7 protein-coding genes and 1 pseudogene are annotated in these 7264 nt (G+C 62.8%); all 8 read right to left on the bottom strand.

All coding sequences use genetic code 11. The features are described 5' to 3' along the window. Positions 1-198: pseudogene (locus RKP46_RS13195) on the bottom strand (hypothetical protein); the annotation flags it as partial. Beyond that, positions 195-2873: a cytochrome c3 family protein gene (locus RKP46_RS13190; RefSeq protein ID WP_311107060.1), complete on the bottom strand. Its 2679-nt coding sequence runs from the start codon at positions 2871-2873 to the stop codon at positions 195-197. The pseudogene RKP46_RS13195 and the gene RKP46_RS13190, both read right to left, overlap by 4 nt. Further along, positions 2866-3951: a 6-bladed beta-propeller gene (locus RKP46_RS13185; RefSeq protein ID WP_311107059.1), complete on the bottom strand. Its 1086-nt coding sequence runs from the start codon at positions 3949-3951 to the stop codon at positions 2866-2868. The genes RKP46_RS13190 and RKP46_RS13185 overlap by 8 nt, the downstream gene beginning before the upstream one ends. Then, positions 3948-4925 carry a hypothetical protein gene (locus tag RKP46_RS13180; protein ID WP_311107058.1) on the bottom strand — a complete coding sequence of 326 codons (978 nt, stop codon included), beginning with the start codon at positions 4923-4925 and terminating at the stop codon, positions 3948-3950. The genes RKP46_RS13185 and RKP46_RS13180 overlap by 4 nt, the downstream gene beginning before the upstream one ends. Next, complete coding sequence (locus RKP46_RS13175) at positions 4897-5280, bottom strand: c(7)-type cytochrome triheme domain-containing protein (protein WP_311107057.1); 384 nt, start codon at positions 5278-5280, stop codon at positions 4897-4899. Before RKP46_RS13175 ends, RKP46_RS13180 begins: the two co-directional genes overlap by 29 nt. After that, positions 5277-5813, bottom strand: coding sequence for a c(7)-type cytochrome triheme domain-containing protein (locus RKP46_RS13170; RefSeq protein ID WP_311107066.1), 537 nt, complete (start codon positions 5811-5813; stop codon positions 5277-5279). The genes RKP46_RS13175 and RKP46_RS13170 overlap by 4 nt, the downstream gene beginning before the upstream one ends. 37 nt (positions 5814-5850) lie before the next feature. Next, the gene (locus RKP46_RS13165) at positions 5851-6762 is read right to left on the bottom strand and encodes a hypothetical protein (protein ID WP_311107056.1); all 912 of its coding nucleotides are present in this window, start codon (positions 6760-6762) and stop codon (positions 5851-5853) included. A 22-nt stretch (positions 6763-6784) separates the two neighbouring features. Beyond that, positions 6785-7264 (bottom strand): c(7)-type cytochrome triheme domain-containing protein (locus RKP46_RS13160; protein WP_311107055.1); only part of this gene is annotated, 480 nt, incomplete at its 5' end.

Here is a 7264-nt window from a genome sequence, read left to right as displayed (position 1 = left end):
CAGCGGAATCTGGCGCCGGAAGCGCGGATTGGTGACGATCATCGCCAGCAGGTTGATCGCAAGCCCCGACAGGCAGGCAGCAACGGCCGGACTGAAAGGAACCCCCCCGAAATGAGCCGCCATGATGCCGCCGCCCAGCGCCACGAAGAGTCCAAGCGTCAGACGGAGCGAAGCAAGTGAACGCAGAAGCACCATCATGGAGGATTGCCGCAGGTACCCTGCATCCAGCTGCGGGCACCATCGTCGCTCGAACCTGGTGTTCCGCAATCGCCGATCGACCAGTTGCCGCTGGGACCGAAAACGTCGATCTTGAGCATGGCGTTACGGTAATAGGGGCCGTTGGAATACGGCAGGCTGCCATTGGCAATCACGGTGCCGTTCGCAACCCCCGCCTCCAGACCGACATCGTTGAGATTGACGAGAAGTGCCTTGTTCTTCCAGCCATGCGGCACGGCAACATGGCACCAGTTGCATCGCATGCGGTTGATCTTCGCGTAGTGCGTATCATGCCCGTCCTTGCCGGTGCCCCGCGAGCCGCGACCGATCCAGAAGCCGGTTCTGGCACCCGAGGTGCCCGTATAGCGCCCGGATTCATGGCAGCGGAAGCAAAGATGGTCCGTATTTCCTGAGCCCGTCGCCGTCGTCCAGGGGGCCTTCAGCAGAAAATCGTTGGTCGACCCATGGGGGCCCCACGAATTGGTGCCATCAGGAATGACGGATGTCGCGCTGGTCACTTCGGATCCGTGGCAGTCGGTACAGTACATCGTCTGCGAACCGACCGAGTTGTTCCAGGGCGATCGCCAGTTGTTGCTGATGTTCGTTCCATTGCCACGGGTAGAGCCAGTTCGGTTGGTGCTGTCCATCACCGGGTGCCACGAGCGATGGTTGTTGGTGCTGAAGCCGGCCGACGACCCGGAATCCGTCGTCGTCGGGTGCCCCCTGTGCGCCGAGGGCGCCTGGAATTCCTTCGCCTGGTTCGTGTAGCGGGTGAAGCTGCCTGCCGTCCGTGAGGTCGGTGAACCTGTGAGGTTCGTGCCACCCAGGGTCGGCCGCGTGCTGCCACTCGGATAGGCATTGTCATCGGTATAGCCGTAGTCCGAATGGCATTTCAGGCAAATCTGGTATTCGCGCGTGACGAAGGTCTGCGCGTCGCAATTGGCCTTGTTGGCGCCGCCGCAGTCGGTGATAGCAGTGTTGCCGGGATCGCCGCGCTTGACGTCGTAACCGGTCGGCAGCAGATGGAAGGACTTGTTCGAGCTGTAGACCGGCTCGACGCCCCAGGTTCCGCGCAAAACCCCCGAGATTACGTTGGTGTGCGTATAACCCGCAGCTTCACGATGGTCGTGATGCCCGCCGCTTGCGCCATTGACACGCGCTTCGCTGGTGTTGGCCGCAGTCAGCGCACCGGGAAGACCGCTCTTGCCACGGATTACGCGGTGCGGGTTATGGCAGTCCGTACATTCCGCATGCCGGTTGGCGAGGTTGCCGACCCCCAGCTTCTCGCGGCTTTCGATGAAGTCCTTGCCGCACTTGTTGGTCGTCGAGTTGCAATCGACGAAGCCGGCATCGTTGAAACTGCCCCCGATGTCATGCGTCTCCGGCGATTTCGCAATCGGCATCCGCTTGGCCTTGGTCGTGAAATCAGTCTTGATGTCCGGCGGTGAAGGAGTGACGATCGATTCGGTGGAATTCGAATGGCACTGGTAGCAGGTTTCCTCGATCGCCGAGGTGCCACCGGCCTTGGGAGTACCGGTTCCGGTCGTTCCTTCGCGAAGCAGGCGGCGAGATCCCGGGATGCTGTGCGTGTCGTGGCAGTTCAGGCAACCGGCTTGCCAGACCTGGATGTTTGCAGGGAAGTCGCGTTGCTGTGCCGGTGTCGCCTTGTAGGTCGCCGATGCTACGCTGGGGTTTGCATGGGCCGAGAAGGCCCACATCCCCGTGCCTCTGTTCTTGTTGTGACACGACAGGCAGATCTGGTCCCCGGACTCGTTATAGGCGTTCGCCGGGGCGTCAACCTGGAATCGGTTCTGGCGCAGGAACTTCTGGTTACCGGCAGTCGCTTCGCTGGTTTCCCGGATATGCGGATCGTGACAGGTCGCGCACTGGACCTGGCCCGAATCGGTGGCACTGCCGGTCATCTCGAGCGGCAATTTCGGTTTCTGGGCCTGTCCGCTACCGCCCTGGTTGCGATGCTTGCGAACGCCGATGATCCGCGTGCTGCCATTGACCCACTCCCATGTGCCGTCGATCGGATTCAGCGTCGCATCCCTCAGTTCACCGTCGCGGTCGGTCAAGAGCTTGTTGTAGGTGACGGAAATCGGGTGGTCGTTGCTGAGGTCGGTTCCGAGAAAACGGGTAAAGCCGGTGTTGGTGCCTGAACCGCCTGGCATGACGCCGCCCGCTCCGGTACCTGTCATCGTGATCGACTGTCCGCCCTGCACCGTATTCGAGCCAGCGCCGTTGAGCACATTCACGTTGCCGATCGCCAGCGTTCCGTCGTGGCACGACAGGCAGAGCTTGGAACTTCCACCCGGTGCGGCAAGCTGCCCCTCGATTGCCTGGGCATCGAGAGAACTGGAGGTATAGGTCGTATAGGCGGCATTCGACGCCTTGCGGTTCCACAGCGGAGTCATGCCGGAGGTTGCCGCGTGGGGGGTGTGGCAGAAAACGCAGACCTGCGATTCCGTTGTCGCCTTGACCGTGCGGGTATCGGCTCCGCCGCCACCCCAGTCCTTGGAAAGATTGTGCTTGGTTGCCCGCACGTTCGATTCGCGCGCCGACCAGCTGTCACTCACAGAAGCGGTGAGACCGATTGCGATGGAGAGCGTCACAGCAAGGCAACGCAGCAACAGACGGGAGGAGGAACTATTCATTTTCGGTGCCACCACCAAGGAACTGATAGACAACGATCCGGCCGTTGAAGGTATCGGCCAGATAGACACGGTTGCCGCTGTCGACAAGCACGCCCGATGGCAGGTAATACTGCCCGATCGCCTGTCCGGTGCCCCCGCCGACGGCCATCAGGAACTCGCCCTTGCGATTGAAGACCAGCAAGTGATCATGATACGACTCGACAACGTAGACATTGCCCTCACTGTCCAGCGCAATACCCTTCGGGCGGACGAGGTTGCCCACGTACATGCCGCGCGTGCCGATGCTGCGCCGGAAATCGCCACGCTCTGCGCCAACAACCTGGACACGCGCGTTCATCGTATCGCTGACGTACAACTCGTCGTCGCGCAGCGCGAGGAAGGTCGGAAAATTGAACTCGCCGGCGGCGTCGCCACGCTCTCCCAGCTGGCCGACGAAGCTTCCGTCCTGGGCGAAGACCTTGATGTCGTGCGCATGCGTATCGGCAACGTAGAGACGCTTCCGGCGGGCATCCCAGGCCACCCCGGTCGGCCGCTGCAGGACATTGCGGCCGAAGCTCCCGAGGGTCTTTCCGTCGGCGTCGAGCCGGACGACGATCGCCAGCTCGGCATCGGCGACGTAGACCTCCTGCTGCTCGCCCAGCGCAATACCCACAGGCGCGACAAACCCTTGATAGCCGACCGCCTTGTCCCAGATGTCCATCCGCCCGGACTGTCGATCAAAGACGAGAACCGCCTGACGACTGATGTCGGTGACAAGAATGCGGCCTGCATTGTCGACAACCAGCGCCTGCGGTCGCTGCAGCCCCTCCGGAACGGCCTCGCCACCGACGATGCCGGCGATCCAGCGCAGGAAACCTCCGAAGGTATCCCGCTTCGGCTCCGGCCAGACGAAATTTTCCTCGCCGGTCAGTTGCCCGACATACACATAGCGCGGAATTTCCTCGGCCTGCTCGGCAGGGAAGACCGTGCCTCGCGCTCCGGGCGGCATCTGGGCCCCGAACTGGAGAACGGGGCGCTCGTCCGTCGTCGCGCATCCGGCGAGGACGAAGGTGCACAGGAGGATCAGGAATCCCTTCACGGGCGCATCCCGAATTGCACGACACGGCGACCCGCGCCGTCGGCCACATAGAGACTGTCATTCACGATCGCAACGCCCTGCGGGTTTGCGAGTCGGAGCGACTCGTAGGAAGGCTCGCCACGCAGCATGCCATCCCGGTAGATGAAAAGATGGCGCTGTACGCTGTCCGCCACCGCAACCCAACCGCCACCGGCAGCCAATGCGGCCATGTCCTTCAGATCCTCGATGATGGCCTGTTGGCGTCCGGTCTGGCGATCGATCTGCACGACGCAGGCGCATGCGCGACTGCTGACGAACAGCATGCGCCGATCCATCGCCAGGCTGACAGGATTGTCGGGCATCTGCCGATCAGCCAGAACGACGCCGACCCGACCGACCGGATGGATCTCGTCGATACGCCGCTGAATACGGTCCAGCGCGTAGAAGCGGCCGGACACCGGATCGATAGTGGCATCGTCGTAGTGATCGGAACCGGTGTTGGCATTGATCTGCTGCAGCGGATTGCCGGCACGGTCGAAACGCAGCGGGAACCCGGCCTGCGGGGTAACGACCAGGATGCTGCCGTCGAGACCCGCCGCCAGCCGCGTTTGCGGCGTCACGGGGACCGGAAACACCGCCATCGCGTTGAGTGCCGGATCATAGCGATAGAGGCGCCCTGCCCCGGCATCGGCAACGTAGATGTCGAGCGGCGTAGCGGCGACGGCGACAGGAAAGACGAAGGGAACGAAGCCGCCAAGGCTGCTGCGGCCTGACGGCATCCCGGTCTGCGTCGTCTTCGTGAGAATCTGGGCACCGGTGAGCGAGCGCATCTGTGTCAGCAGCCCACCGGTCGCCTCGCGCACGGACTCGCGTCGCCCAGCGGTCGACGGGGCGCAGCCCGCCGCCAGCGCCAGAAGGCCGGTCGCCGATGCTGCGCCCAGCAGCTGGCGCCGACGGAAGAAGCGGCTACCAGCGCCCGGGACCCGAGGTTTCATGACCACCATAGATCCCCGAGGGTAAGCCCGGCTTTCCGGAGTGACAGAGATCGCATTTTTCAACGCTCCACGCGATGTCGTTGTTGTGGCAAGCCCCGCAGAACTTGCCATCGATGATCGCTGCCATTGTCACATCGTTGGCGCCGGCGCGCATCTTGAAATCGAGCTCGGCATGACAGACCTTGCAGCGAAAGCGGATGCGATGGAACCAGTGCGGAAACACGACCGGCCGCATGCCATTCTTCTCGGCCTGCTTGTTGATGACGACATCGGCGTACTCGGCCTCGGCGAGCGGAATGCCGAGGCATACTGCAAGAGCCAGCACAAGAGTTGCGATGGTGGTCCGCAGCGTCATGGTCCGAGCCGCCCTGGACTATGAAACCGTGGATCCATGTGCGTCGGCATCGTCGCCGGTTTGCCCGGACGGGTCACGCTGTGACAGCGGTAGCATTCGGTCAGCGGAAAGGCAACGGCTCCATGGCATACACCGCACTGCTCGCCCTGCAGAATCTCGAACATCGAGATCTTCGTAGCGCCTGTCTGCTGCTTGAACAGCCGGTCATGGCAGTTGCTGCAGTCGAGCCACTCGGTATGCGCCTTGTGCGGAAAGCGGACGATAGGCATGCCGCCCTTCAGGTTGAGCAGGATGTCCTGATCCAGCTTGCGGATTTCCGTCTTCGGATTGAGCTTCTCACGGGGACTGATCTCTCCTCTTTCCAGCGCCTGCACCCAGCGGACCTGGTTTCCCGTAGTGTCGGGCGTCAGTCGCGAAAGCGCCTCCTGCGGCTGTTGCAGCTGCTTGGCTGCCGGCGATTTGGGATCGTGAACGCCGTCCTTCGCGATCGGCAGCCAGCTGCCCGCGAACGCGGCACCGGCGGCGAGCAGCATCACGATGCCGCCGGCCAGCCGGGGTATTCGGAATCGATCAGCTCGGGATATAGACGCCTGCATTGCGGATCGCACGCACCAGTTCGGCCGTCGACTCCTCGAGAAGCTTCACGGCCTGTGCGAAGTCCTTGCGCGACGCTGCCCCTTCGGCTTCCTTGCGCAGCGCCCGGGCCTTGTCGAGGAAGGCCTGCACCTGCTGGTCGAGCTGGGGGTTGGTCGCGCGCTTCTCATCGACGAGCACCTTGATCAGCATCTGGTGCGTGTCGTTGCGATCGACTTCGTAGTGGTACTCCTCCTCCTTCGAGGCGAAGTTGAGCGAGCGGACGAGCGTGTCACCGCCGCGCAGCGAGCTGAGCGCCGCCTTGGCCACAAGATAGGCGCGATCCAGTTCGGCGCGACCTTCGGCGAATTTCCGGGCAGCGGCCAGCTTGTCTGCCTCGGCCACCGATTTCTCGATGCTCGCAACCGTTTCGGCAACGCCCTTGCTGCCCTTCTCGGCGGCAACCCGCTTGTAGGCACCAAGCAACGCCTTCACGCTCTCGCTGCGTGCGTTGAAATCCCCCTGCAGCTTGAGGGCAACGACGTCGTCGGGAGCAGCATGACGCACTGCCTCGAACATCAAGACGGTAGCTTCCGGCAGCAGCCGGTTCGCTGTCGCGAGATCGCCCTTGCCGAAGGCTTCCTTCGCCTTCAGGTAGACCCCCTTGGCCTTTTCACGCGTCGCAAGCGCCTTGGGATCACCGCTGATTTCGATCTGGCGAGAAGCAGACGAACTGTCCAGCAGCTTGCCTACCGACTCCAGACGCAGCGCCAGCTGGTCCTTGTCGATCTGCGCCGCATTGCTCGCGTTGAGGCGCGCTGCCGCACTGTCCGGCGCGGAGGAAGCGGATTGGGCTGCGGCCAGACCGGACGCGGCAGACAGCAGGACGGCGATAACGATCTTCTTCATGTGATTTCCTCCTCGAGCCGCGTTACTTGGTCTTCGCAGCCGCCTGGGCAGGCGCCACGAGTTCCTTCTTCTTCGAATGGCAGAGACGGCATTCGGAAACCGGGAAGGCAACCTTGCCATGACAGACGCCGCATTTTTCGCCGAGCAGGATGTTGGCCATGCTGATCTGGTTCGCGCCCTTCTGCGGAATGAAGATCGCCGGATGGCAGTTCGAGCAGTCGAGCCACTCGGTGTGCTGCTTGTGCGGGTAGACGACATCCGGCATTGAGCCCTTTACTTCGCGGACGACGTTCATGTCCATGACGATCGGCTCGGCATTCGGATCCGTCTTGTCGTAGCGCGGCTTGATCTTCTTCGTGTTGAGCGCCTCGACCCAGTTCACGCGGTTGCCGGCCAGGCTCTTCGGCAGCGAGTTGAACGCGGCGAGCGGCGGCTGCAGGGCCAGCGTACCGTCGTTCGTCGGATCATGGATCCCGTCTTCCGCCGGCGGCAGGTTGCGCTT

The sequence above is a fragment of the Accumulibacter sp. genome (assembly GCF_031732815.1).
In the GTDB taxonomy this organism is placed as follows: Bacteria; Pseudomonadota; Gammaproteobacteria; order Burkholderiales; family Rhodocyclaceae; genus Accumulibacter.
This window is presented reverse-complemented; position numbering and strand designations above follow the sequence as displayed.